The sequence below is a fragment of the Aeromonas sp. genome (assembly GCF_050252055.1).
Classification (GTDB): Bacteria; Pseudomonadota; Gammaproteobacteria; order Enterobacterales; family Aeromonadaceae; genus Aeromonas; species Aeromonas caviae.
In genome coordinates, this window is the sequence record NZ_JBFWLQ010000004.1 from 73,902 (window position 1) to 100,050 (window position 26,149).

Annotated in this window: 24 protein-coding genes; 3 read left to right on the forward strand and 21 right to left on the reverse strand. The window is 61.7% G+C overall.

Going from position 1 to position 26,149, the window contains the following annotated elements:
- Nucleotides 1-35 precede the first annotated feature (35 nt).
- From AB7E19_RS08460 to rlmD, 13 genes are all read right to left on the reverse strand, one after another.
- On the reverse strand, nt 36-1,106 hold the full coding sequence (locus tag AB7E19_RS08460) for a LysM peptidoglycan-binding domain-containing protein (RefSeq protein WP_427934955.1): 1,071 nt from the start codon (nt 1,104-1,106) through the stop codon (nt 36-38).
- A 9-nt stretch (nt 1,107-1,115) separates the two neighbouring features.
- Nucleotides 1,116-1,697 (reverse strand): YqaA family protein, encoded by a 582-nt coding sequence (locus AB7E19_RS08465; RefSeq protein WP_069651888.1) that lies wholly within the window; start codon nt 1,695-1,697, stop codon nt 1,116-1,118.
- Nucleotides 1,694-2,311, reverse strand: a complete 618-nt coding sequence (locus tag AB7E19_RS08470) for a protein-L-isoaspartate(D-aspartate) O-methyltransferase (RefSeq protein ID WP_010675623.1) — start codon at nt 2,309-2,311, stop codon at nt 1,694-1,696. The genes AB7E19_RS08465 and AB7E19_RS08470 overlap by 4 nt, the downstream gene beginning before the upstream one ends.
- Nucleotides 2,312-2,315: 4 nt before the next feature.
- Nucleotides 2,316-3,077: a 5'/3'-nucleotidase SurE gene (surE, locus tag AB7E19_RS08475; protein WP_041211067.1), complete on the reverse strand. Its 762-nt coding sequence runs from the start codon at nt 3,075-3,077 to the stop codon at nt 2,316-2,318.
- Nucleotides 3,058-4,116, reverse strand: a complete 1,059-nt coding sequence (truD, locus tag AB7E19_RS08480) for a tRNA pseudouridine(13) synthase TruD (RefSeq protein ID WP_103244682.1) — start codon at nt 4,114-4,116, stop codon at nt 3,058-3,060. Before truD ends, surE begins: the two co-directional genes overlap by 20 nt.
- Nucleotides 4,109-4,591: a 2-C-methyl-D-erythritol 2,4-cyclodiphosphate synthase gene (gene ispF, locus AB7E19_RS08485; protein ID WP_143237093.1), complete on the reverse strand. Its 483-nt coding sequence runs from the start codon at nt 4,589-4,591 to the stop codon at nt 4,109-4,111. The genes truD and ispF overlap by 8 nt, the downstream gene beginning before the upstream one ends.
- Before the next feature lie 58 nt (nt 4,592-4,649).
- Nucleotides 4,650-5,381 carry a 2-C-methyl-D-erythritol 4-phosphate cytidylyltransferase gene (gene ispD, locus AB7E19_RS08490; RefSeq protein ID WP_010675627.1) on the reverse strand — a complete coding sequence of 244 codons (732 nt, stop codon included), beginning with the start codon at nt 5,379-5,381 and terminating at the stop codon, nt 4,650-4,652.
- Complete coding sequence (gene ftsB / locus AB7E19_RS08495) at nt 5,374-5,691, reverse strand: cell division protein FtsB (RefSeq protein WP_010675628.1); 318 nt, start codon at nt 5,689-5,691, stop codon at nt 5,374-5,376. Before ftsB ends, ispD begins: the two co-directional genes overlap by 8 nt.
- Before the next feature lie 177 nt (nt 5,692-5,868).
- Entirely contained in the window at nt 5,869-7,170 is a 1,302-nt protein-coding gene (gene eno / locus AB7E19_RS08500; protein ID WP_421260530.1) for a phosphopyruvate hydratase, read from the reverse strand.
- An 89-nt stretch (nt 7,171-7,259) separates the two neighbouring features.
- Nucleotides 7,260-8,897: a glutamine hydrolyzing CTP synthase gene (gene pyrG, locus AB7E19_RS08505; protein ID WP_039041042.1), complete on the reverse strand. Its 1,638-nt coding sequence runs from the start codon at nt 8,895-8,897 to the stop codon at nt 7,260-7,262.
- 141 nt (nt 8,898-9,038) lie between these two features.
- Nucleotides 9,039-9,836 (reverse strand): nucleoside triphosphate pyrophosphohydrolase, encoded by a 798-nt coding sequence (gene mazG / locus AB7E19_RS08510; RefSeq protein WP_427934960.1) that lies wholly within the window; start codon nt 9,834-9,836, stop codon nt 9,039-9,041.
- Between the two features lie 170 nt (nt 9,837-10,006).
- Complete coding sequence (relA, locus tag AB7E19_RS08515) at nt 10,007-12,217, reverse strand: GTP diphosphokinase (protein ID WP_010675631.1); 2,211 nt, start codon at nt 12,215-12,217, stop codon at nt 10,007-10,009.
- Between the two features lie 349 nt (nt 12,218-12,566).
- A complete protein-coding gene (gene rlmD, locus AB7E19_RS08520) occupies nt 12,567-13,889 on the reverse strand; it encodes a 23S rRNA (uracil(1939)-C(5))-methyltransferase RlmD (RefSeq protein ID WP_427934962.1) in 1,323 nt (440 codons plus the stop codon).
- Between the two features lie 269 nt (nt 13,890-14,158).
- Here rlmD and barA point away from each other — a divergent pair, with 269 nt between their 5' ends.
- From barA to AB7E19_RS08535, 3 genes are all read left to right on the forward strand, one after another.
- Nucleotides 14,159-16,879 (forward strand): two-component sensor histidine kinase BarA, encoded by a 2,721-nt coding sequence (gene barA / locus AB7E19_RS08525; RefSeq protein ID WP_045521991.1) that lies wholly within the window; start codon nt 14,159-14,161, stop codon nt 16,877-16,879.
- A 64-nt stretch (nt 16,880-16,943) separates the two neighbouring features.
- Nucleotides 16,944-17,429 carry a DUF1456 family protein gene (locus tag AB7E19_RS08530; protein ID WP_010675634.1) on the forward strand — a complete coding sequence of 162 codons (486 nt, stop codon included), beginning with the start codon at nt 16,944-16,946 and terminating at the stop codon, nt 17,427-17,429.
- 32 nt (nt 17,430-17,461) lie between these two features.
- Nucleotides 17,462-18,352: an N-acetylmuramoyl-L-alanine amidase gene (locus AB7E19_RS08535; protein ID WP_322131371.1), complete on the forward strand. Its 891-nt coding sequence runs from the start codon at nt 17,462-17,464 to the stop codon at nt 18,350-18,352.
- Between the two features lie 141 nt (nt 18,353-18,493).
- Here the strand turns inward: AB7E19_RS08535 and pdxJ are convergent, their stop codons facing one another.
- From pdxJ to AB7E19_RS08575, 8 genes are all read right to left on the reverse strand, one after another.
- Entirely contained in the window at nt 18,494-19,231 is a 738-nt protein-coding gene (gene pdxJ, locus AB7E19_RS08540) for a pyridoxine 5'-phosphate synthase (RefSeq protein WP_043154814.1), read from the reverse strand.
- A gap of 157 nt (nt 19,232-19,388) precedes the next feature.
- A complete protein-coding gene (gene recO, locus AB7E19_RS08545) occupies nt 19,389-20,099 on the reverse strand; it encodes a DNA repair protein RecO (protein ID WP_039040537.1) in 711 nt (236 codons plus the stop codon).
- Nucleotides 20,100-20,999 carry a GTPase Era gene (gene era / locus AB7E19_RS08550; RefSeq protein ID WP_041211854.1) on the reverse strand — a complete coding sequence of 300 codons (900 nt, stop codon included), beginning with the start codon at nt 20,997-20,999 and terminating at the stop codon, nt 20,100-20,102.
- Nucleotides 21,000-21,060: 61 nt separating this feature from the next.
- Nucleotides 21,061-21,732 (reverse strand): ribonuclease III, encoded by a 672-nt coding sequence (gene rnc, locus AB7E19_RS08555; protein ID WP_010675639.1) that lies wholly within the window; start codon nt 21,730-21,732, stop codon nt 21,061-21,063.
- Entirely contained in the window at nt 21,733-22,656 is a 924-nt protein-coding gene (gene lepB, locus AB7E19_RS08560) for a signal peptidase I (RefSeq protein ID WP_010675640.1), read from the reverse strand.
- A 3-nt stretch (nt 22,657-22,659) separates the two neighbouring features.
- The gene (lepA, locus tag AB7E19_RS08565) at nt 22,660-24,453 is read right to left on the reverse strand and encodes a translation elongation factor 4 (protein ID WP_042016225.1); all 1,794 of its coding nucleotides are present in this window, start codon (nt 24,451-24,453) and stop codon (nt 22,660-22,662) included.
- Between the two features lie 159 nt (nt 24,454-24,612).
- Nucleotides 24,613-25,074 carry a SoxR reducing system RseC family protein gene (locus AB7E19_RS08570; RefSeq protein WP_039040538.1) on the reverse strand — a complete coding sequence of 154 codons (462 nt, stop codon included), beginning with the start codon at nt 25,072-25,074 and terminating at the stop codon, nt 24,613-24,615.
- Nucleotides 25,075-25,164: 90 nt separating this feature from the next.
- On the reverse strand, nt 25,165-26,145 hold the full coding sequence (locus tag AB7E19_RS08575) for a MucB/RseB C-terminal domain-containing protein (RefSeq protein ID WP_427934968.1): 981 nt from the start codon (nt 26,143-26,145) through the stop codon (nt 25,165-25,167).
- Nucleotides 26,146-26,149 lie beyond the last annotated feature (4 nt).

Genomic DNA, 26,149 nt, shown 5'->3' on the forward strand with positions numbered 1-26,149 from the left:
CTGACCTACACCAGAGTAAGACTCAGCTCTCTGAGTTAACGCTTTGGCAAATAGCCCATCGGGTTGATCGACTTGCCTTTGTACCGGATTTCAAAGTGCAAGCGCACATCCGGCGCATCCGTGCTACCCATATTGGCGATAACCGCTCCGCCCTTCACGGTGTCTCCCTCCTTGACCCTCAACTCATCGTTGTGAGCGTAGGCGGAGAGGTAGTCATCGTTGTGCTTGAGAATTATCAGCTTGCCATAACCTCGCAGTGCACTGCCCGCATAGACCACTTTGCCGCTGCTCGCAGCGTAAATGGGTTGGCCCTTCTGGCCGGAAATGTCGATGCCCTTGTTGCCTTGTTCCGCAACGGAGAAGCCTTCAACGATCCGCCCTTTGGTCGGCCAATGCCAGGAGAGTGTTGACGAGGAACTGACGGTTTTTTGTTCTTTCGCCTGAGCGAATGCTGTTGACGAGGCAGGAGCAATCGTTTTCTGAGCAATAAATGGTGTGGTCGTACCTGCCGGAGCCGTGGCCAGGGGTTTGGGCCCCGTGCTGGTCACAACCGGTGTGGTTGCTGCCACCATCTGACCACCCGAGGAACCCGCGCCCCCCACATTGAGCACCTGACCCACGTGCAATGCATAAGGAGCCTGAAGGTTGTTGCGCTGGGCCAAGGCCTGGTTGGAAAGACCGAACTGGCGACCGATGCTGCTCAATGTATCGCCACGGCGCACCTCGTAACTGCCAGACCCCGTCACGCTGCCACGACTGACAGGGCTGCCGACGGTTGCCACCGCCATAGGGGCGGAAGCGCCATCGAGCCTGAGCTGCTGGCCGGGATAAATGTTATAGGGGGGAGTGATGCCATTGATGCTGATAAGCGAAGCCACATCCATGCCAGAACGAAATGCAATGGAGTAGAGAGTGTCTCCTTTGACCACGGTGTACCCGTTGCCTGCAATGCCGGGCTTGGTCATACCTTGACGCACGGGGATGGTCGAAGCGACCTGATCATTGCCCAGGCTGTGCACCGGAGCCGCAGTCTTGCTGGAGGAACAGGCAAGCAGCAGCCATGACAACACGACGACACCGCTACCTTGCCAAACACGCGAACACATAGTGGATCCTTAACGACTAAACCAGAAATAGGCCGCAACGGCCAAACCAATACAGAGCCAGCCCAGCACATCCACATAGTGCATCAGCTTGCGCTCCATCTTCTCGCCGCCCCAGCGCATCAGACCTGCAACCAGGAAGAAGCGCATGCCACGACCGATCAGCGAGGTCAGGATGAAAGGCAACAGTGCCATGTGGAGCAAGCCAGCCGTGACGGTAAACACCTTGTAGGGGATCGGCGTGAAGCTGGCAATAAAAATAACCCAGATGCCCCACTGCGCGAACCACTGCTCGGCCAGGGCAATCTTGCCCTCATAGCCAACCGAGGTCACCAGCGGCTGCACCACTGGCTCCCACAGGGCATAGCCGAGCAGATAACCAAACAGGGCGCCCAGCACCGAAAAGAGTGTGGCCAGCGCGGCATAGTGCCAGGCGCGATGAGGTTTGCCGAGCGCCATGGGCGCCAGCATCACATCCACCGGGATGGGCCAGAAGATGGATTCAATAAAGGCGGTGATGGCCAGATACCAGGGGGCATACTTGTGGCGTGCCCACTGCATCACCAGAACATAAAGGCGGGAAAACAACTTCACTCGACATCTCCGTCAATCAGGGGAACGAAACGTACCGGCTCCAGGATCCGGCTGGTGAGCTGGGAGCCCGATCGCTCGATGAGCTGCAGGGTCTGCTGGCCATCACCCACCGGCAACACCAGACGACCACCGTCAGCCAGCTGATCGGTCAGGGCCTTGGGGACCTCACTGGCCGCCGCCGTCACCAGGATGGCGTCGAAAGGGCCCTTGTTGGGCCAACCTAGCCACCCATTGCCGTGCTTGGCCGACACATTGTGCAGATCGAGCTGGCGCAATCTGCGCCGGGCCTGAAACTGCAGCGACTTGATCCGCTCCATGGTGTAGACATGCTCCACCAGGTGGGCCAGTACCGCCGTCTGGTAGCCCGATCCCGTCCCGATCTCCAGCACATGGGCCGGATCGTTCTGGATCAGCAGCTCGGTCATGCGCGCCACGATGTAAGGCTGGGAGATGGTCTGCCCATGGCCGATGGGCAGGGCCGTATTGTCCCAGGCCTTGTGGGCCATGGCCTCGTCCACAAACAGCTGGCGCGGCACCTTCGCAATCGCCGCCAATACGCGGAAATCGCGGACATCCTGGGCAATCAGTTGATTCAACAGGCGCTGTACTATCACAACGTCATCCCTGCAGATCCAGCCACGCGCCCAGGGTCGACAGACTGCCGTAGGCCGTCATGTCGATGGTCAGGGGAGTGATGGAGACATAACCCTGCTCGATGGCGGCAAAGTCCGTTCCCTCTCCCGCATCCTGCTGGTTGCCGGGGGGGCCAATCCAGTAAACGGGCTGACCACGGGGATCCTCGGTGCGGATCACCGACTCCGCCCGGTGGCGATTGCCAAGACGCGTCACCCTGATCCCCTTGATCTGCTCGAGCGGCAGATCCGGCACATTCACGTTGAGGATCTGATCCGCAGGCAACGGATGCACCATCAGCCCCCGCACCAGCTGGGCGGCGTAGTGGGCCGCACTGGCGAAATGAGTCTTGCCCACCAGCGATACGGCGATGGAGGGGAAACCCAGATGACGCCCTTCCGTCGCGGCAGCCACCGTCCCCGAGTAGATGACGTCATCCCCCAGGTTGGCCCCGTGATTGATACCGGCCACCACCATGTCGGGCTCAGGGCGCAGCAGTTCGTTGACCGCCAGATGAACGCAGTCGGTCGGCGTCCCCTTGACCGCATAACTCTTGATGCCGTGAAAACTGGACGCATCGAGGCGGGTGACCCGCAGCGGTACTTCCAGCGTCAGGGAGTGGCTGGCACCGCTGCGGTTGCGATCCGGAGCCACCACCACGACCTCGCCGCAGGCACGCAACGCCTCGCTGAGGGCGCGAATACCCTCGGCGTGTACCCCATCGTCATTACTGACCAGAATTCGCATCGGTTGAGTTCCTGAAACCGTGATCGGCCTCTTCGGCCTGCATTAACTCTCGTACCACGCTGGTGGCAAAGGCGCCGGCAGGCAGGAAGAACGACAGGGTCAGCACCTCGTCCTCCCGTTGCCAGCTCATCTGCTCCGGCTTGAGCAGCAACGGGCGCCTGTCCTGATCCAGCCCGGCTTTCTCCAGTCCTTCGCACCAGTCACCATAAGGAGCCAGCACTTCTTGCTCGAACTCGGCAGCAGCGCCCTGGCTCGCCAGACGGCCACGGCCCCACTGGGGAGCGGTCAGCTGCACGTCTCCGGAGGCAAGGCGAGCCTCCAGCTCGGGAGTCACGCTCTCTTCGCTGAAGATGGAGTGGCTGCCCTTGAGCATCACGCAGTCGCCTGCCAGCAGCTGATGGGCCAGTCCCTGCTCGATGCGGGCGCTGACGATTGCATTGAACAGCATGCTGCGGGCGGCGGACAGATAGAGGGAGCGCTTGTTGCGATCCTTGATCCGTTTGCCGGCGAACATCGCCTTGGCGGCCTCCAGGTTGTTGCCACCTCGGCCGAAACGCTGCTCGCCGTAGTAGTTGGGCACCCCCTGGGTTGCTATCGCCTGCAAACGGGATTCCAGCCCGTCGGCCTGCTCCAGCCCGGTGAGACGCAGGGTGAAGTGGTTGCCCTTGAGATAGCCGACCCGCAGCTTCTTGTTGTGGCGCTTCACCTCAAGGATCCGGATGTTGTCGTTCTCGATGACCGAGAGATCCGGCTCGCCCTTGCCCGGCAGATGGATGCCGAACCACTGTTCGGTCACCGCATGGCGATCTTTCAGACCAGCCCAGGTCACTGCATTGCGGGCAACCCCGGCCGCATCGGCCAGCAGGCCAGCCACCCAGGCAGTATTCTCGCCGGTTTTGCGTACCCGGACGAAGATGTGTTCACCCTCGCCGCAAGGTTCGAACCCGAGATCTTCATTGACCACGAAGTCGGCGGCCTCGGCCTTGAGGATGCCGCGAGCAGTGGGCGTCCCGTGCAGATAGGCAAGTTGTTCAAGCATCATTGTTCACCAGCAAGACGACGGCTTCGGTGGCGATCCCTTCCTTGCGCCCCGTGAATCCGAGTTGTTCGGTGGTGGTCGCCTTGACGTTCACCCGGTTCAAATCACATTGCAGATCCGCGGCCAGCACGGCGCACATGGCGTCGATATGGGGGGCCATCTTGGGGGCCTGGGCGATGATGGTCACATCCAGGTTGCCGATGGCATAACCTGCGAGCTGCACGCGGGCAAAGACATCCCGCAGCAGGATGCGGCTGTCGATGCCCTTGAATTCGGCGGCGGTATCGGGGAAGTGGCGGCCGATGTCGCCAGCGCCGATGGCCCCCAGCAGGGCATCGCTCACCGCATGCAGCACCACGTCACCATCGGAGTGGGCCAGCAGGCCCTGTTCATAGGGCACCGCCACCCCGCCCAGCATGCAGGGACCGACCCCGCCAAACTTGTGAACATCAAAACCATGTCCGATCCGCATCATGCCTGCGCCCTCCTCAATACACGGAAATCTGTCTCATCAAAACCATGTCCGGTGCGGATCATGCCTGCTCCTCTGGGGATGAATCGGGTCGTGCCGACCGGCACGCACGTTGTTGCTGTAAATAGAGCCCGGCCAGGGAGAGATCTTCCGGCCGGGTCACCTTGATGTTGTCGGCCCGCCCTTCCACCATGCGCACGGGGAAACCGGCGCGTTCCATGGCGGAGGCTTCATCGGTGATGGCGGCGCCGAGCGCCAGCCCCTCCTCCAGCGCCCGCTTGAGGGGGCGGACCAAAAACATCTGGGGCGTCAGGGCATGCCAGAGCTGCTCGCGATCCACGGTGGCGAGGATATTGCCGGCCGCATCGGTGCGCTTCATGGTATCGCGCACCCGGCTGCCGAGGATGGCACCGCCAGAGGCCATGGCGGCAGCAATGAGCGCATCGAGATCCTCGTGGGTCAGACAGGGCCGGGCGGCGTCATGCACCAGTGCCCACTCCCCTTCTGCCATGTGCAACGCATTGAGCACGGAGAAGGCGCGCTCGCTTCCCCCTTCCACTCGCAGCACCCGCGGATCGGTTGCCACGGTCAAGGTCTCAAACCAGCGGTCGTGGGGCGCCAGCGCCACGATCACACGGGCGATGGCGGGATGGGAGAGCAAACGCTCCAGGGTGTGCTCCAGAATGCATTTCCCTGCCAGGGACAGGTACTGCTTGGGGCAACTGGCCCCCATGCGACTACCAATACCGGCAGCCGGGACGATGGCGGTCAGGCCGCTCAGGCTATCAGTCATCGTAGGGGGCACCATCAGGCTCCGTCACCTGATCCTTTTCTTTGGGAATGATTCGGTAGAAGGTCTCGCCCTGCTTGATATAGCCAAGATCGTTGCGCGACAACTCCTCGATGGCCTCAAGGCCAGAGGTAAGATCGTCGATTTCCCGGTAAATCAGGCTGTTGCGATCCTTGAGTACCAGGTTGTCCTGTTGCTGCCGCTCGATGGCGGTGGAGAGTTCCCGATAGTCGGAGAGGCCGTTTTTCCCCAGCCAGAGGTCATATTGCAGCCCTCCCAACAGGAGGAGCAGGATAAGAGTGAGTAGCCGCATGCACTGAGTCTCCTTCAAGCGGCCTAGTTTCCCATATTCGCAGGCAAGACAAAAGAAAGCCTGTGTGCCGGATGGGTTGGTCGGAATAAAAAATGCAGGTCACACACGCCCATAAGCGCAGAACGAAAAAGCCCCGCCAGATGGCGGGGCTTTGTGAAGCATGAACGCAGGCGAAAATTAAGCCTGGTTCTTCACTTCTTTCAGACCACGGAACGGAGCCTTGGCACCCAGGGCTTCTTCGATACGGATCAGCTGGTTGTACTTGGCAACACGGTCAGAACGGCTCATGGAACCGGTCTTGATCTGGCCAGCAGCGGTACCCACAGCCAGGTCGGCGATGGTCGCGTCTTCGGTCTCACCGGAGCGGTGGGAGATGACGGCAGTGTAGCCAGCGTCTTTGGCCATCTTGATGGCAGCCAGCGTTTCGGTCAGGGAACCGATCTGGTTGAACTTGATCAGGATGGAGTTGGCGATGCCGTTGTCGATACCGCGCTTCAGGATCTTGGTGTTGGTTACGAACAGGTCGTCACCCACGATCTGGATTTTCTTGCCCAGTTCGGCGGTCTGGTAGGCGAAGCCTTCCCAGTCGGATTCGTCCAGGCCATCTTCGATGGAGACGATCGGGAACTTGGTGGTCAGGTCAGCCAGGAAGTCGGAGAAACCGTTGGAGGTGAAGACACGACCTTCGCCCTTCAGGTTGTACTCTTTCTTCTCTGCGTCGTAGAACTCGGACGCAGCACAGTCCATGGCCAGGGTGATGTCGGCGCCCAGTTTGTAACCGGCAGCGGCAACGGCTTCAGCGATCACTTCCAGCGCTTCGGCGTTGGATTTCAGGTTCGGAGCGAAACCACCTTCGTCACCGACGGCAGTGTTGTAGCCCTTGGACTTCAGCACTTTGGCCAGGTTGTGGAACACTTCTGCGCCCATGCGAACGGCTTCTTTCAGGGTCTTGGCGCCAACCGGCTGGATCATGAACTCCTGGATGTCGACGTTGTTGTCGGCGTGCTCACCACCGTTGATGATGTTCATCATGGGCAGCGGCATGGAGTAGACACCCGGGGTGCCATTCAGCTCGGCGATGTGGGCGTACAGCGGCATGCCTTTGGCAGCAGCGGCAGCTTTGGCGTTGGCCAGGGAAACAGCCAGGATGGCGTTGGCGCCGAACTTGGATTTGTTCTCGGTACCGTCGAGGTCGATCATGATCTGGTCGACAGTGGCCTGGTCCTTGGCATCTTTACCCAGCAGAGCCTGAGCGATCGGGCCGTTGACGGCTTCGATGGCTTTCAGCACGCCTTTACCCAGGAAACGGCTCTTGTCGCCGTCACGCAGTTCCAGCGCTTCGCGGGAACCGGTGGACGCGCCAGACGGAGCGGCTGCCATACCAACAAAACCACCTTCCAAGTGAACTTCGGCCTCAACGGTCGGGTTACCACGGGAGTCGATGATTTCACGACCGATCACTTTAACGATCTTGGACATGTGTATTTCCTCAGGTTTCGTAAAAAAACAACAAAAATATGCCAAAAAAAGCGGCTGTGGCACAGAGCCCCAACCGCATTTATTTTCAATTACTTCAAATTACGCTTCTGATACTCGCCCGCCGCCTTCACAAAACCGGCGAACAGGGCGTGGCCATCACGGGGAGTCGAGGTGAACTCCGGGTGGAACTGCGCGGCCACGAACCAGGGGTGATCCGGGATCTCGATGATTTCCACCAGCTTCTTGTCGGCGGAGAGACCGGTCACCTTCAGACCTGCCGCTTCAATCTGCGGCAGCAGCTTGTTGTTCACTTCATAACGGTGACGGTGGCGCTCGTAAATGGTCGGGCTGCCGTACATCTGACGGACCTTGGAATCTTCCACCAGGTGGCAGAGCTGGGAGCCCAGACGCATGGTGCCGCCCAGATCGGACTTCTCGGTCCGGGTCTCGACGTTGCCTTCGTCATCCACCCACTCGGTGATGAGACCGACCACGGGGTACGGGCTGTCTTTCTTGAACTCGGAGGAGTGAGCCCCTTCCATGCCCGCCACGTTGCGGGCGTATTCGATCAAGGCAACCTGCATGCCCAGGCAGATACCGAGGTACGGGATCTTGTTCTCGCGGGCATATTTGGCGGCCAGAATCTTGCCTTCCACACCGCGTTCGCCGAAGCCACCCGGTACCAGGATCGCATCCAGACCTTCCAGCAGCTCGGCGCCACGGGTCTCGATGTCCTGGGAGTCAATGTACTTGATGTTGACGGAGAGACGGGTCTTCAGGCCACCGTGCTTGAGCGCTTCGTTGACGGACTTGTAGGCATCCGGCAGGGAGACATACTTGCCCACCATGCCGATGGTGACTTCGGCAGTCGGGTTGGCCTCTTCATAGATGACCTGTTCCCACTCGGCCAGGTCGGCTTCTTTGCACTCGATGCCGAAGCGCTCGGTGATGTAGCCGTCCAGACCCTGGGATTTCAGCAGCGCCGGGATCTTGTAGATGGAGTCGACATCCTTCATAGAGATGACGGCGCGCTCGGGCACGTTGCAGAACAGGGCGATCTTGGCACGCTCGTTGGCCGGAATGGCGCGGTCGGAGCGGCAGATCAGCACATCAGGCTGGATACCGATGGAGAGCAGCTCCTTCACGGAGTGCTGGGTCGGCTTGGTCTTCACCTCGCCGGCGGCGGCCAGGTAAGGAACCAGGGTCAGGTGCATGAACATGGCATTGTTGCGACCCACGATGGCCGCCAGCTGACGAATGGCTTCAAGGAACGGCAGGGACTCGATGTCGCCCACGGTACCGCCCACTTCGACGATGGCAACCTGATGACCTTCGGCACCGGCAATCACCCGCTCCTTGATGGCGTTGGTGATGTGCGGGATCACCTGGATGGTGGCGCCCAGATAGTCACCACGACGCTCCTTGCGCAGCACGTCTGCATAGATGCGGCCGGTGGTGAAGTTGTTGCGGCGGGTCATCTTGGTGCGGATGAAACGCTCGTAGTGACCCAAATCCAGATCGGTTTCGGCCCCGTCCTCGGTTACGAACACTTCACCATGCTGGGTCGGGCTCATGGTGCCCGGATCCACGTTGATGTACGGGTCCAGTTTCATGATGGTCACATCCAGACCACGGGCTTCCAGAATGGCTGCCAGAGAAGCTGCGGCAATGCCTTTGCCGAGGGATGAAACAACGCCACCAGTCACAAAAATATATTTGGTCGTCATGCTGAACCTGAAAGAAGTTTAGGGAATTTTAAGGGGTGCTTCGGGGATGAAGCAGGACGGGGAAACAGTATACCAAAACCCCCACTCCCAAACAATGAACAAAAATCTATCAGGCTCCCCGCCGCCCCGTCTTGCGCCAAATCAACTTTGCTCGGTTTCCTTGGCCCTGTTCCAGGCCTCGTCCAGCTTCTCCAGGGAGCAATCCGTCATTTTCAGACCTTCTGCGGCAATAAAGTGTTCAACCTGACGAAAACGACGCTCAAACTTGGTGTTGGCAGCCCGCAGCACCTGCTCGGGATCCTTGCCCAGATGACGCACCAGGTTGACAGTGGCAAACAACAGATCACCGAGCTCGTCGCTCACCCGCCCCTCGTCCACGTCGACCATCAGCGCCTCTTCCATCACCTCCTCGATCTCCTCGTGGATCTTGTCCACCACGGGCCCCAGCGTTTTCCAGTCGAAACCGACGGTGGCGCAGCGTTTCTGGATCTTGGCTGCCCGGGTCAGGGCAGGCAGGGAGAGGGGGATATCGTCCAGCACGCTCTCCTTGTCGAGCGCCGCACGCTCTTTCGCCTTTTCCGCCTCCCAGTTCGCTTTGACCGCCTTCTCGTCACCCAGGTCGGCATCGGAGAAGACATGGGGGTGGCGGCGAATGAGCTTCTCGCTCACGGTATCGACGATGTCGGCAAAGTCGAACAATCCCTGCTCCTTGCCGAGCTGGGCATAGAACACGACCTGGAACAGCAGATCACCGAGCTCCCCCTTCAGCCCTTGCCAATCTTCGCTCTCAATGGCATCCGCCACCTCGTAGGCCTCCTCCAGGGTGTGCGGCACTATGGTCTGGAAGCTCTGCTTGAGATCCCAGGGACAGCCCTCGTTCGGGTCACGCAATCTGGCCATGATGTCGAGCAGTTGGGGAAGGTCGTAGCGTTGGGACATGGGCAACTCACTTTCGATTCGGTAAATGGGTTCATGAATATCCGCTCACGCCACTGCTCCACATGATGTGGAGCCATGGCGGCCGGAGATGGGGCGCGTGATATCCGTCTTCAATGTTCTGCAAGGAGGGAGAAAATGCAGACCGGCCACTGGGGCCGGTCGGTTGAGCATTACAGCCGCTTGGCGCTGATCACGTCGTTGAGCTGACTGAGCTTGGCCAACGCCCGGTTGAAGGCGTTGATGTTGTAAATCTCCAGCTCCATGTCTATTTCGGCGGTCTGCTCGCGCACGTTGGAGCGCGAACGCACTCCCATCACGTTGATCTTCTCGTTGGCGAGCACGGTGGTGATGTCGCGCAGCAGACCGGATCTGTCGTTGGAGAGAATGCGGATGGTGAGACCGTAACCGCCGGAGTAGTTCTCCCCCCAGACCGCATCGATCAGGCGCTCCGGGTTGCGACGCGACAGCTCTTTGAGCTGCTCGCAATCTTCCCGGTGGATGGAAACCCCCCGTCCCATGGTGATGAAGCCCTGGATGGCGTCCCCCGGGATGGGCTGGCAGCAGCGTGCGATGTGAGTCATCAGGTTGCCCACCCCTTCCACCACGATGTGATCCTTGGGTTTGGGGCGGAAGGGCACATTGGCCTTCTGCTCCAGCTTCTCCAGCAGACGGCGATCTTCTTCTTCCGCCGTCGGCTTGTTGTAGCGGGTGTCGAGATAGTTGAGCAGCTGGTTGATGCGGATGTCGCCGCTGCCGATACCGGCCAGCAAATCTTCCAGCTCCTCCGCATGGAAACGCTCCAGCACCACCTTGTCCACCTTGGAGAGAGTGAGGTTGTGTCTGTCCAGCTCTTTCTCCAGCAGCTCCTTGCCGGCGGCGATGTTCTTGTCCCGGTCCAGCTTTCTGAACCAGGTGGCCACCTTGGCCCGCGCCCGGCTGGAGCGCAGGAAGCCGGCGTTCGGGTTCATCCAGTCGCGGCTCGGGTTCGGCTCCTTCTGGGTGATCACCTCCACCTGATCACCGGTTTGCAGCGTATAGGTGAAGGGCACGATGCGGCCGTCGATCTTGGTGCCGATGCAGCGGTGACCGATCATGCTGTGCACGTGATAGGCGAAGTCGAGCGGCGTCGCCCCTGCCGGCAGGTCGATGACATCGCCCTTGGGAGTGAAGACATAAACCCTGTCCTCGAACACCTGACTGCGCAGATCGTCCAGCAAGGAGCCGCTCTCCGAGAGGTCCTCCTGCCAGGCGAGGAGTTTGCGCAGCCATTCGATCTTGTCTTCGAAGGTGCTGGTCTTGGCAGCGGCCTGTGCCCCTTCCTTGTAGCGCCAGTGCGCAGCCACACCGAGCTCCGCATCCTGATGCATCTGCTCGGTACGGATCTGGATCTCCACTGTCTTGCCCTCCTCCCCCACCACCACGGTGTGGATGGACTGGTAGCCATTGGGCTTGGGGTTGGCGACATAGTCGTCAAATTCGCGGGGAATATGGTGGAAATGGGTGTGAACGATACCGAGCGCCGCGTAGCAATCCTGCAGCCGCTTGGTGATCACCCGCACCGCGCGCACATCGAACAGCTCGTTGAATTCGAGGTGCTTCTTCTGCATCTTGCGCCAGATGCTGTAGATGTGTTTCGGTCGGCCATAGACCTCGGCCTCGACGCCGGCCTCGGCCAGGGCATCGCGCAGAGACTGCACGAATTCACGGATGTAGCGCTCGCGGTCGAGCCGTTTCTCGTCCAGTTGCTTGGCGATCTGCTTGTAGGTGTCCGGGTGCAGGTAGCGGAAGGCGAGATCCTCGAGCTCCCACTTGAGCTGACCGATACCGAGGCGGTTCGCAAGGGGGGCATAGATGTTGGTGATCTCCTGGGCCATCAGCACCCGGGTCTCCTCATCCGCCTTCTTCGCTTCACGCAGGCAGGCGATGCGCTCCGCCAGCTTGATGACCACGGCGCGCACGTCCTCGACCATGGCGAGCAGCATGCGGCGCACGTTGTCCACCTGCTCCGGCGAGGTTTCGCTGCGGTGAAGGGTTTGCAGGGAGCGGATGGCCTCCATCTCCAGCACCCCTTCCACCAGCTTGGCGATCTTGGGGCCGAAGTCCTCGTTCACCTTTTCCTGGCTGATGAGACCGGCTTCGACGAAGGGATAGAGAATGGCGGCCTTGAGGGTGGCGAGATCCATGCTGAGCATCAGCAGGATGCCCACCATCTCGACCCCGCGCACCAGCAGGCGGTTGGTGAGCGCTTCGTCACCCAGGGTCAGGCAATACTGGTAGACGGTTCGCAGCTGATTCTTGTCACTTTCACTCAGGGTAAGGGAACTGACCCACTCATCCAGAGTGAAATTGTCTTTCAAATGAATATCGCGCACCGCAACCATGGTATCAATCCTTAAAAGTGTGGGGTCGAAAGCCGATGCTCTCCTCATCCCCTCATCAACTGATGACTGCCTCAAATGGGGATGCATGAAAGAGTTTTCAAGGCATGTCACCGCGCAAGGTGACAGGGCTCTTCCCCGCATCCGATCCACTATCGACGACCTAGATTACCCTAATCACTCCCGCTCAAACAGCGCTGCCGCCGCTGGAAAACCAAGATAACCGCATGCTGCCCTGCCCGTTGAAGGCAGCGAGAAACACCTGTTTTACCTCACTCTGGCAGCATCATGCACATCGAAAAATCATCACGACCGCATCTTGATTCATCCAGAATAATGCGGTCGCCTCGACTCAGCCCCGTTCGAACAGCGCCATGGACTCCAGATGACCAGTGTGGGGGAACATGTCCAGCATCCCCAGACGGGTCAGCTTGTAGCCCCCCTGCACCAGCACCTGACTGTCACGGGCCAGGGTGACCGGGTTACAGGAAACATAGACCACCCGTTTGGGGGAAAGTGCCACCACGTGGCTCATCACCTCCAGCGCCCCGGGTCTGGCCGGATCCAGCAGCACCAGATCGAACCCTTCCCGGGCCCAGGACATGCCCACGATGTCGCCGCTCAAGTCCGCCTTGTAGAAGCGGGCGTTGTCGATGCCGTTGCGGCGAGCATTCTCCTGTGCACGCGTCACCATGGCGAGCTCCCCTTCCACCCCCACCACTTCGCGGGCCTGACGGGCCAGCGGCAGGGTGAAGTTGCCGATGCCGCAGAAGAGGTCCAGCACCTTGTCATCCTTACCTGCGTCGAGCCAGCTCAATGCCTGCTCCACCATGCGCTGGTTGACGGGCCCGTTGACCTGGATGAAGTCGCCGGGAGCGAATGCAAGAGACAGGCCATCCAGCGTGTAACTTGGCTGAGACTGTTGATGCAGAGGTTCGATCTGCTCGTCCGCCGCCTGCAGATAGAGGTCTATCCCCTGGGCGGTGGCAAACTCGGTCAAGTGCGCCCGATCCGCCTCGGTGGGGCGACCGGTGTGGCGCAGCAGCATCAGAATGCCCTGCTCCCCCTGAATGAGTTCCGCATGGCCCAGTTCGCGCTGGCTCTTCAGCCGGTTGAGGCATTCGCGCAGAGGGGCGATAAGGGCGGAGAGGGGCTCGGCCAGCACAGGACAGCCGGCAATCTCTACCAGATCGTTCGACTGGCGACGACGAAAGCCCACCCGGGTGCAGCGACCGTTCTTGTCAAACTTGATGGCCAGACGGCAGACCCGGCGGTAGGCGCGGGACTCCCCCGTCAGCGCAGGTGCCAACGCTGGCGCCTGGATGTTGCCAAGGCGCTCGAACAGGCTGACCAGTCCCGCCTCCTTGGCCGCCAGCTGATCTCCCTCTCCCAGGTGCTGGGCACTGCAACCGCCACACTCGCGATAGTGGTCGCAGAAGGGGGCAACCCGGTTGACCGCCGGGGTCACCACCTGTTGCAGGGCGGCGTGGGCATAGTGCTTCTTGTCGTCGATGATGCGGGCCTTGATGGCCTCGCCGGGCAGCGCCCCTTCGACGAAGATGGCCTTGCCCTGATGACGGCCGACGCCGACACAGTGGTGATCCAGACTGTCTACCGTAAATTCAATACGTTGGGGCTGGGTGGATTTCTTTTGGGGCTTGAAAAACTGGGCCATAAAACTTGGTGCCTATAGGTGGCTATGTCATGATTGTGGAATCTGCGGCAGACCATTGTCCCACAAGAATAATCGTATGACCAAATACGGCCTGAGGGCCCCAGCCGCGGCATCCGCCCCATCGTCCATTCTGACCAAAAGTGGCCCATTGATATGACCGGATACGGCCTGAGACCCCGTACAGCGACAGTGACTGTATTGCCTGCCCGACCCCGGTGCCTGCATGCGCCCCGGGTCATGGCTTCTCTTGCGAAAGGCGGGTCGGCGGCATGACCAAGTACGGTCTCAGGGCCCGGGTGCTGGCCTTCACCATCTTGCCGACCCTCATCATCGGCGGCCTCATCGCCGGCTATTTCACCTTCCACCGCTATCAGCAGCTGGAAAACAACCTCATCGATCAGGGCATCAACATCATCGAGCCCCTGGCCATCGCCAGCGAATACGGCATGACACAGCACAGCCGCGAATCCCTCAAGCGGCTGATCGGGCTCACCCATCGCAAAAACTCGCCCTTCATCAAGTCCATCGCCGTCTTCACCCAGGAGAACCAGCTGTTCGTGACGTCCAACTACCACAGGGACTTCAGCCAGCTTCGTCTGCCGGACGGCAGCGTCATCCCGGCCCTGACCAGCGTCTCCGTCAACGGCGATGACATCATACTGCGCACCCCCATCCAGGCAGAGACCAGCCTGGACGGCTTCCCGCTGCCAAGCGACCTGGAACCGCCGGTCATTGGCTACATCTCCATGCAACTCGCCACGGACAGGGCCATCGTCCTGCAGTACCGCGACGCCTTCTTCGCGGTCATCATCGTGCTCATCGGGCTGGCCATCAGCGCCCTGTTCGGCTTCCGTCTGGTCAAGAGCGTGACCCAGCCCATCACCGACATGGTGCAGGCGGTGCACCGGATCAGGGAGGGGAGACTCGATACCCGGGTCAGCGGCCAGCTCACCGGCGAGCTGGACATGCTCAAGAACGGCATCAACGCCATGGCCAAGGCGCTCTCCGAATATCACGAGGAGATGCAGCAGAACATCGATCAGGCGACGTCGGATCTGCGGGAGACCCTCGAGCAGATCGAGATCCAGAACGTCGAGCTCGACATGGCGAAGAAGCGCGCCCAGGAGGCAGCCAGGGTCAAGTCCGAGTTCCTCGCCAACATGTCCCACGAGCTGCGCACCCCTCTCAACGGGGTCATCGGCTTCACCCGCCAGCTGCTCAAGACCAGCCTGACCCCGAGCCAGACCGACTACATGCAGACCATCGAGAAGTCGGCGCGCAACCTCCTTGGGATCATCAACGACATCCTCGACTTCTCCAAGCTGGAGGCGGGCAAGCTGCAGCTCGAGCACATCCCCTTCAGCCTGCGGGACACCCTCAACGAGACCATGCACCTGCTGGGGCCGAGCGCCCACGACAAGCAGCTCGAACTCTCCCTCCAGGTGGATGCCGCCGTGCCGGACTACCTCACCGGCGACCCCATGCGCCTGCAGCAGGTGCTCACCAACCTCACCGGCAACGCCATCAAGTTCACCGAGCGCGGCAACGTGGACGTGCGTGTCGAGCAGACCGGGGAATCGAACGGCAACAAGGTGCGCCTGCGGGTGCTGATTCGCGATACCGGCATCGGCATCTCGGAAGAGCAGCAGCGCCAGTTGTTCCAGGCCTTCAACCAGGCAGACTCCTCCATCTCCCGCCGCTATGGGGGCACCGGGCTCGGGCTCGTCATCACCCAGAAGCTGGTGCAGCAGATGGGGGGCCAGATCCGCTTCGAATCCGAACTCGGCAAGGGGTCGGTCTTCTCGTTCCACCTGGATCTGGATGTCTCGCCCCTGCCCCAGAGCGAGCGGCTTCCGCTGGATCGCATCCAGGGCAAGCGGGTCTGGCTGCTGGAGCCGGATCCCTTCACTCACGCCTCCCTGCTCGCCCTGCTGGGAGAGTGGCACCTGGATGTGCACTCCCTGACGGTGGACGAGGAGTGGCCCCCGATGAGCAGCCAGGACATGGTGCTCATCGGCAGCAGCACCCTGCACAGCCCGCAGCAGGTGATTGCCCGTCTCGACGGACTGGACGGCCAGCAGAACACCATAGTGCTGCTGAGCAGCCACGAGCCGGCCCTCTACGACGCCATGCTGGCCCACGGCGCCGTCCACTGCCTCTCCAAGCCCATCAACCATCGCAAGTTGCTGCACGCCCTGCTCTCCCCCGAGGCGGTACGCCGTGCCCCCCTGCCCGCGCCGACGCCGCGCAGCGTGCAGGCGGTCAAGGTGCTGGCGGTGGATGACAACGCCGCCAACCTCAAGCTCATCGCCGCCATGCTCAAGGAGATGGTGACCGAGGTGGTGGTGTGCAAGAACGGCAAGGAGGCGGTCAACCTGGCCCAGAGCCAACCGTTCGACATCATCTTCATGGATATCCAGATGCCCGTCATGGACGGCATCAGCGCCACCCAGGCGATCCGCCACCACTCCCTCAACACCGAGACCCCCATCGTCGCGGTCACCGCCCATGCCATTCCCGGTGAGCGGGAGCGCCTCATTCGCCAGGGCATGGACGACTACCTGGCCAAACCCATCGACGAGGGGATGCTGGCGCAGCTCATCACCGACTTCGCTCACCGGCGGCACCAGAATCACGGGGATCAGCAGATAGACTGGCCCCTCGCCGTGCGTCAGGCCGCCGGCAAGCCAGCCCTCGCCCGGGAGATGCTGACCATGCTGCTGGCCAGCTTCGACGAGGTGGAGCCCATCCTGGCGGCGGCGCTGGAAGGGAGTGCCGACGATGCAGACGTGCTGGCCCAGCTCCACCGCCTCAACGGTGGCTGCGCCTACTCCGGGGTGCCGGGTCTGCAACGCCTGCTCTCCCAGCTCGAGCAGCAGCTGCGCGACGGGGTCGCCGTGAGCGATCTGGAACCCGAATTGCTGGAGCTGCAGGATGCCCTGGAGCAGGTGAGGCAGGAGGCCCCCCGCTACCTGGCCCTGACCGACTGAGGCGCTTTTTCTGACTGGACAGGCGGCAGGTGGTAACATCTGCGCCGTTTCCACAGGAGTCAACATGACCAACAACGATATTCTGCGCCGCCTGCGCTATGCCCTCAGCATCAGCAACGACCAGATGGTCGAGATCTTTGCCAAGGGCAATCTGGCCATCACCCATGCCCAGTTGCACGGCTGGCTGATGAAAGAGGCCGAAGAGGGTGAGGCACAGGAAGCGGGCTTCGCCGCCTGCCCGGACTCGGCACTGAGCCAGTTCCTCGACGGCTTCATCGCCCTGCGCCGCGGTGTGCGGGAAGATGCCCCGCCCCAGGTGATCCCGAACCGGATCAACAACAACCTGATCCTGCGCAAGCTGCGCATCGGCCTCAACTACAAGGAAGAGGAGATGCTGGGCACCCTCAAGCTCGCGAACTTCAACCTCTCCAAGTCCGAGCTGAGCGCCCTGTTCCGCGCCAGGGATCACAAGCACTATCAGGATTGCGGGGATCAGATCCTGCGCAACTTCCTGATTGGCCTCACCGCCAAATACAGGCCCGGGCCCTGATGACCGCCTCCGGCCAGGGGCGAGGCTAGACCATGGGCTGGCGCCGCCTGCTGGCTCCAAGCCCGTCGGCGAGCGGCGGCGCGTGCCGGTTCGCGGCGCGCTGGCGCTGGTCACTGCCCCTCATCCTGCTGCTCGGCGCCTGCCAGCCTGCACCCTATCGGCTCAATCAGGATCATCAGAGCGCCAGCCAGAACGAGCGCATCGCCTTTCTCATCCTGCACTACACGGATGAAGAGGATGCCCGCTCCCTGCGCCTGCTGACCGAGCCGGAGCACAAGGTGAGCGCCCACTACCTGATCCCCCGCGACACCGACGAGCAACCGTTCCCGGTCTACCAGCTGGTGCCCGACAGCCAGCGGGCCTGGCACGCCGGACGCAGTCGCTGGCATCATTACGCCGGGCTCAACGCCAGTTCGCTCGGCATCGAGATAGTGAATCTCGGGTATGACGAGAAAGACGCGGCCCTGCCCGCCCATCTGAGACACTGGCAACCCTATCCCTCTGCCCAGATCGCCACCCTCGGCGCCCTCGCCCGGGATCTGATCGAACGCTACCAGATCCCCCCCACCCAGGTGCTGGCCCACAGCGATGTCGCCCCCGAGCGCAAGCAGGATCCCGGCCCCCGGTTCCCCTGGCGCGAGCTCGCCCTGCGCTACGGTGTCGGCGCCTGGCCCGACGAGGCCCGGGTGGCCGAGCTGCGCCAGACGCAGCTCATCCCCTGGGATGCGCTGCAATGGCAGCAGCAGCTTGCCCGTTACGGCTACGGCCTACCCCAGCACGGCGCCTGGGATGAGCAGAGCCGCGCCGTCCTGCGCGCCTTCCAGCTTCACTTTCGCCCCGCCCTGGTCACCGGCGAGCCGGATGCCGAGTGCCAGGCCATCCTCACCGCCCTGCTGGAGCGCTACTTCCCGGAACCAGGCTGAGACGCCCCTTCCCTTTCGCCCTCTGCACACGGATGCCCGGCCCCATGCCAGATGAGCACGGGGTTCACCCCGCCTTCCACTCCTGAAAACCACAAGGAACGCCGAAGCGTCCCTTGTGGTTTTCATACCTGCGAAGCGGCATCAGATCCCCTGACGGGCTTCCTGCATCAGCGCACGCATGTCGCTGACCGCCTTGGCCAGACCGTCGAAGGCGGCGCGACCGATGATGGCGTGACCGATGTTGAGCTCATAGAGCTCGGGGATGGCGGCGATGGCCTTGACGTTGTGGTAGTGCAGACCGTGGCCCGCATTGACCTTCAAGCCCTTGCCAGCGGCGTAGGAAGCACCGGCGGCGATGCGCTTGAACTCGGCGTTGCGCTCGGCGTCCGTGGTGGCATCGGCGTAGCGGCCGGTGTGGATCTCGATGAAGGGAGCACCGCTCGCGGCGGCCGCATCGATCTGCAAAGGATCCGCATCGATGAAGAGCGACACCTGGGAGCCCACGGCGGCCAGGCGGGTCACCGCATCGGTCACCTTGTCCAGCTGGCCAGCCACGTCCAGACCACCCTCGGTGGTCACCTCGGTGCGCTTCTCCGGCACCAGGCAGACGAAGTGGGGCTTGATGCGGCAGGCGATGCCGATCATCTCCTCGGTCACCGCCATCTCCAGGTTCATCCTGGTCTGGATGGTCTGGCGCAGGATCTCCACGTCCCGGTCGGTGATGTGGCGGCGATCTTCCCGCAGGTGGACCGTGATGCCATCGGCACCGGCCTGCTCGGCCACGAAGGCGGCCTGTACCGGATCCGGATACTGGGTGCCGCGGGCGTTGCGCAGGGTGGCGATATGGTCGATGTTCACACCCAGGTAGATCTCGCTCATTGCTTACTCCTTGATACAGGTCATCTGTGAATGCCGGAGCGGGTGGAGCCCGCTCCTCTGTCCATGTGCCGCCGCAGCCCGGTTCTGGCCACGGCGACAGCATTATTGTTCATGAAAGGCGATGCCATAAACATAAAACATCACCAGATAATAAAAATCAGCTTGAAACACTGCCTTTTCGCTTCAAAAAGAGCTCCCTGCTCTTCAGTTGACGCTTGCCGAGATAGGGCTGCAGCGCCAGCCGACTGAAACGCTTGGCCGCCTGCAGCAAGGGGGGCGTGTCGAAACGCCCCTCGGCGAAGGCCAGCAGGTGGGCGCCGAGGAACAGGGTACGGGGATCCGGCGCCCGCTCGCAAGCGACAAAGCCGAGCTCCCGCTCGAAGCCGTAGAGCAGGGTAGGGTCGATGGGGGAGTCGTCGTCCGCGGCATATTCGAAGTCCACCGCGTAGCCCAAGGCCTGCAGCAGCAGGAACTCGAAGCGGCGCAGGGGCAGCTCCGGGGTCTCGCCGTCCGCCAGGGCCATGATGGCACGCGCATAGGCGTCGAACACCTCGGGGAAGGGGGTGTGCGCTTCCAGTAGGTAGTAGACCAGCTCGTTGAGATAGAGGCCGTAGAAGAGACGATCCCCCCCGAGGCGCAACGAGTGATCCGGGCACTCCACCTGGGTGAGGTTCTTGAGATCCCCCTTGCCGCGCCAGGCAATGGTGAGCAGGGTGAAGGGCTGAAGCAGCCCCTTCAGAGAGGAGCGTGGCCCGCGGGAACCGCGAGCCACCAGGGTGAATCGACCGCTATCCTGGGTGAAGACCTCGACCAGCTGGCTGGTCTCCCGATAGGGCCGACTGTGGATGACGAAAGCCGGGGTCAGCAATCAGTCGTCGCCATACCCGAGGCTGCGCAGGGCCCGCTCGTCGTCGGCCCAGCCGGACTTGACCTTGACCCACAGCTCGAGATGCACCTTGTTCTGGAACAGCCGTTCCATGTCGATGCGCGCCTCTGTGCCGATGGTCTTGATCTTCTCGCCCTTGTTGCCGATGACCATCTTTTTCTGGCCTTCGCGCTCCACCAGGATGAGCCCGTGGATGTGGTAGAGACCGGTCTCCTCCACCTTGAAGCGCTCGATCTCCACCGTCACCGAATAGGGCAGCTCCTCGCCGGTGAAGCGCATCAGCTTCTCGCGGATGATCTCGGAGGCCATGAAGCGGGAAGAGCGGTCGGTCACGTAATCTTCCGGGAAGAAGTGGACGTTCTCCGGCAGCAGATCCTTGGCCCACTCGCGGATCTTCTCCACGTTGGTACCCTTCTCGGCGCTGATGGGCAGGATGTGGGCAAAGTTCATCTGCTGACCCAGCCACTCGAGGTGCGGCAGCAGATCCTCTTTCTCCTTGACGTTGTCGATCTTGTTGACCGCCAGTACCACGGGGCACTTGAGGTGGCGCAGCTTGCCCAGCACCATCTCGTCATCCTTGGTCCAGTGAGTGCCGTCCACCACGAACACCACCATGGCCACATCCCCCAGGGAACTGGTGGCGGCGCGGTTCATCAGGCGGTTGATGGCCCGCTTCTCCTCGATGTGCAGACCAGGGGTATCCACATAGATGGTCTGATGGTTCTCCTCGGTGTCGATCCCCAGGATCCGGTGACGGGTAGTCTGGGGCTTCTTCGAGGTGATGCTGACCTTCTGGCCGAGCAACTTGTTGAGCAGGGTGGACTTGCCCACGTTGGGGCGGCCCACGATGGCGACAAAGCCGCAATAGGTGGTATCTGTCATGACCGCGTTCCCAATGCTGATGGAGTGAAATGAGCGCACAGTGCCGGATCCGTCATGGTGCTCATGACAGCCGTTCCAGTGCTTGCTGCGCCGCGGCCTGTTCGGCCTTGCGGCGGCTGGAGCCGATCCCGACCAGGGGGCCATCCAGCCCATCCACTTCGCACTGGACGGTGAACTCCTGGTTGTGGGCCTCGCCCTTGACGTTGGTCACCGTGTAGGTCGGCAGGGATTTGCGGCTGCCCTGCAGGATCTCTTGCAGACGGGTCTTGGGATCCTTCTGTTCGATTCCGGGCTTGATCTCGCCAAGGCGGCTGGCATACCAGCCGAGCAGGAGGCTGCGCACCCGCTCCAGATCCGTGTCCAGATAGATGGCGCCGATCACCGCCTCGACGGTGTCGGCCAGGATGGACTCGCGGCGAAAACCGCCGCTTTTCAGCTCCCCCGGCCCCAGGATCAGGTGATCCCCGAGGTCGAATTCCCGGCCCAGCTCGGCCAGCGTCTTCTCGCGCACCAGGGTGGCGCGCATCCGGCTGAGATCCCCTTCCGCCGCCTGCGGGAAGCGGTGGAAGAGGTCATCGGCAATCACCAGACTCAGGATGGAGTCCCCCAGAAATTCCAGGCGCTCGTTGTGACGGGACCCTGCGCTGCGATGGGTCAGTGCCCGGGTCAGCAGCTCAGGATCCTGAAAGACATGCCCGAGACGGGACTGCAGTCTGTTCATCTTGATATTCATTTACTTGATTCCGCCAATGCGGTTGAAGCGCACACCGGTCGGCACCCAGCTCGGCAAGCTGGACCCTTCCTCGCGCTCGAATTCGAAACTGATCCAGATGGCGACCGCCTTGCCCACCAGGTTCTGCTCGGGCACGAAACCCCAGAAACGGCTGTCGGTGCTGTTGTCGCGGTTGTCACCCATCACGAAATAGTGGCCTTCCGGCACTACCCACTCGTCGGGGTAGGTGCCGGGCTGGCGATAGTAGCGGTCCACCAGGTCCGGCATCAGCGGGTTGCGCAAGGTCTCGTGGGAGACATCGCCCAGCTGTTCGGTGTAGCGATCCAGCGGGATCCCCATCTGGCTGAACTCACCGCGCTGCTCGAACTTGACGTCCAGCTTCTGGAAGCCGGGGCACGTTTTCCCTTCCTGCTCATCGCACTTGGGCCGGATCATCAGCTCCTTGTTGCGATAGATGACCCGATCGCCGGGCATGCCGACCACCCGCTTGATGTAGTCCACCCGGGTATCCAGCGGATACTTGAAGACCACCACATCACCGCGCTTCGGCTCACCGGTCTCGAGGAACTTGGTGTTGGTCACCGGGTCCTTGAGGCCGTAGGCAAACTTCTCCACCAGGATGAAGTCGCCCACCAGCAGGGTCGGCATCATGGAGCCGGACGGGATCTGGAACGGCTCGAAGATGAAGGAGCGCAGGATCAGCACCAGCGCGATCACCGGGAAAACCCCGCCGGTCTGTTCGATCCAGACCGGCATGGGGGCCACCTTGGCCAGTGTCTTCTCGTCCACATCCGGACCGGCATTGGCACGGGCGGCGGCAATTTTGGCTGCCCGCTGCTTGGCCCAGACCAGCTTGTCGAGCGTCCAGATGATGCCGGTCAGCAGGGTGACGACGACGAGGATCAGGGAAAAGGTGCTTGCCATCGATTAATCCTTTCCGACGTGGAGAATAGCGAGGAAGGCCTCTTGCGGCACGTCCACACGACCCAGGGACTTCATCCGCTTCTTGCCTTCTTTCTGCTTGTTCAACAGCTTCTTCTTCCGGCTCACGTCACCACCGTAGCACTTGGCGGTGACGTCTTTACGCAATGCCTTGACGGTGCTGCGGGCGATGATCTGGTTGCCGATGGCGGCCTGGATGGCGATGTCGAACATCTGGCGCGGGATCAGCTCGCGCATCTTCTCCACCACCTGGCGACCGCGATACTGGGCGTTCTCCTTGTGGGTGATGATGGCCAGGGCGTCGACCCGCTCGCCGTTGATCATGATGTCCAAACGGACCATGTCGGAGGTTTCGAAACGCTTGAAGCCGTAGTCCAGGGAGGCGTAGCCGCGACTGGTGGACTTCAGACGGTCGAAGAAGTCGAGCACCACTTCCGCCATCGGGATCTCGTAGGTCAGCGCCACCTGCTTGCCGTGGTAGACCATGTTGGTCTGTACGCCGCGCTTCTCGATGCAGAGGGTGATGACGTTGCCCATGTACTCCTGCGGCAGCAGGATGTGACACTCAGCGATGGGCTCGCGCATCTCCTTGATGTTGTTGATGGCGGGCATCTGGGCCGGGCTGTCGATGTGGATGGTGGAGCCATCGTTCAGCTCGATCTCGTAGACCACGGTCGGTGCGGTGGTGATGAGATCCAGATCGTATTCACGCTCCAGACGCTCCTGGATGATCTCCATGTGCAGCATCCCGAGGAAGCCGCAGCGGAAGCCGAAGCCCAGCGCCGTGGAGCTCTCCGGTTCGTAGAACAGGGAGGCGTCGTTGAGGGAGAGCTTCTCCAGCGCATCGCGGAAGGACTCGTAGTCATCGCTGGAGATGGGGAACAGGCCCGCATAGACCTGGGGCTTCACCTTCTTGAAGCCGGCCAGCGCCTTCTCGGCACCGTGCTTGGCCAGGGTCAGGGTATCCCCCACCGGCGCACCGTGGATGTCCTTGATGCCGCAGACGACCCAACCTACCTCGCCACAACCCAGGCCGTCGGTGTCCACCTGCTTGGGGGTGAAGATACCGATACGATCTACACCCCACACCTGACCGGTGCTCATCACCTTGATCTTGTCGTTCTTCTTCAGGGAACCGTTCTTGATCCGCACGAGCGACACGACCCCGAGGTAGGAGTCGAACCAGGAGTCGATGATCAGCGCCTGCAGCGGCGCCTCCGGATCCCCTTCCGGGGACGGGATCTTGGCGACGATCTCTTCCAGCACCAGATCGACACCGAGGCCGGTCTTGGCGGAGCAGCGCACCGCGTCCACCGCGTCGATGCCGACGATGTCCTCGATCTCCTCGGCAACCCGCTCGGGCTCTGCGGCCGGCAGGTCAATCTTGTTCAGCACCGGCACCACTTCCAGCTCCATTTCCATGGCGGTGTAGCAGTTGGCCAGAGTCTGTGCCTCAACCCCCTGACCGGCATCCACCACCAGCAGTGCCCCTTCACAGGCAGCCAGGGAGCGAGAAACCTCGTAGGAGAAATCCACGTGGCCCGGGGTGTCGATAAAGTTCAGCTGATAGGTGTTACCGTCTTGTGCCTGGTAGTTCAGGGTCACACTCTGTGCCTTGATGGTAATGCCGCGCTCGCGCTCCAGATCCATGGAGTCCAGCACCTGGGCCTGCATCTCGCGATCGGACAGGCCGCCGCAAGTCTGGATCAGACGGTCCGACAGGGTCGACTTACCGTGGTCGATGTGCGCAATAATCGAAAAGTTACGAATGTGTTTCATCGAGCAAGAATCACTCAAAATTAAGTTAGGGTCGGATATGAGGGCAGGATTTTACGGGATAACCCGGTCGACGGCCAATCTTTAGTCGGCGGGCCCCACAAATAGCGCCTTGTCTGGCGGGCGTTGGGCACCTGGATGCCCTCCGCCAGACCCGGCCCCTCAAGAGAGATGACGGGTATTGAGCACCACCCCGAGCATGCGGGGACCGTATTCCCCCTGCTCGAGCCGGTCAGAAAAGTAACGAACCAGTAAAAATCCGATGGCGCCGCCCAGCAGACAGCAGAGGATGGTCACCCCCTCTCCCGCCGACAAGAGCGGCACCAGCCAAAGCTGGCCGAGCAGGGCGCCCAGCAGCAGACAGAAGAGCGGCAGCACGTACACCAGAGCCGCACCGCGCAGGATGCTGGCCTGAGGGATGCCCAGGCGGATCTGCTGGCCCACCGCCACATCGCCGGTGAGGGCGACCCGCAGCCGCTGCGCCTTCATGGGAAAGGCCTTGGCGACGGTGCCGGTCCCGCAGCTGGATTGTTGGTGGCAACCGCTGCAGGCGGATCGCCGCTCGCACTCCACCCAGGCGTGATTGCCGTCGATGGCCACTACTGTGGCCAGCTCTTCACTCATGTTACTCACCTGATGACTCCTCACAGGGGGCGGTGGATGCTCCGGATCTCAACACGGCGGCACCCTCAGGGCAAGTCTCACGGCAAAGACTCACTGCACCGCCTCGTTGCGGGCCAGCGGCTGCACGGCCTCGGCGATGCGCTTGGCGGTTTCGGCGGGCACCTCGCCCACCACGGTGATCTCTACCCCGACCTCGTTGACGAAGCTCACCAGCGAGGTGGCCCCCTGGCGAATCAACTGCTGGCGCACCGCCTGCTTGGGATCGACCCGGGAAACATAGACGGAGAGATCCACCAGCCCGTCGGAGAGCATCATGTAATCCACCGGCAGACTGGTGCTGACCAGCTGATGCCGATCCTGAGAGAGCACCTTGAAGCCATCGGGCAACCAGGTCAGGTGCCAGTTGAGGGTCTGCTGGGGAGCGGGATAGGCATCTTCCAGCGCCAGCGCATCCGGCAGCTTGCTGCGTGCCAGGGTGACCAGCCAGGGGGCCGGCGCAGATTGCCTGTCCAGATCCACCCCCAGCACCTGCTCCACCAGATTTCCTTCCCGATCCACCATGTCCACCCGCAGCAGCAGATGGCTCTGTTCGTCAATCCAGAGCACGAAGCCGTACTTGTCCGCCTCCTTGGGCACCAGCCGTACCACTTGTGCCACCAGGCCGGCCACCCGGCTGCGGCCCGCCAGCACGGGGTCATAACTCTCCATCACCCGGGGCAGCGGCATCCTCACCAGGCTCGACCAGACCCCGGGGAAACGCGCCCCCTTGAGGGTGTAGGGTTCATGGGTGTTTTCGAAGAAGGTGTATTCGTTCTGCCGTTGCAGGAACTCCACGGCCTTGCCGTCGAGATAGCTCAAGTGAGCCACCTCCTTGCCATCGATGATCCCGTGGCTGAAACGGATAGGCTCGAGGCGCCCCTGGCGGGCCTTGACCATGGACAATTCGAAGTTTTGTTGCGAAACGGCACTCTGCATCTGCTGCAACAAGGCCTCGGCCGACAGATCGTCGGCCGAGGCCTTGGCACAAATCAACAGGAGAGAGGCCAGCAGGATACGGCTGGGCTGGCGCACGATC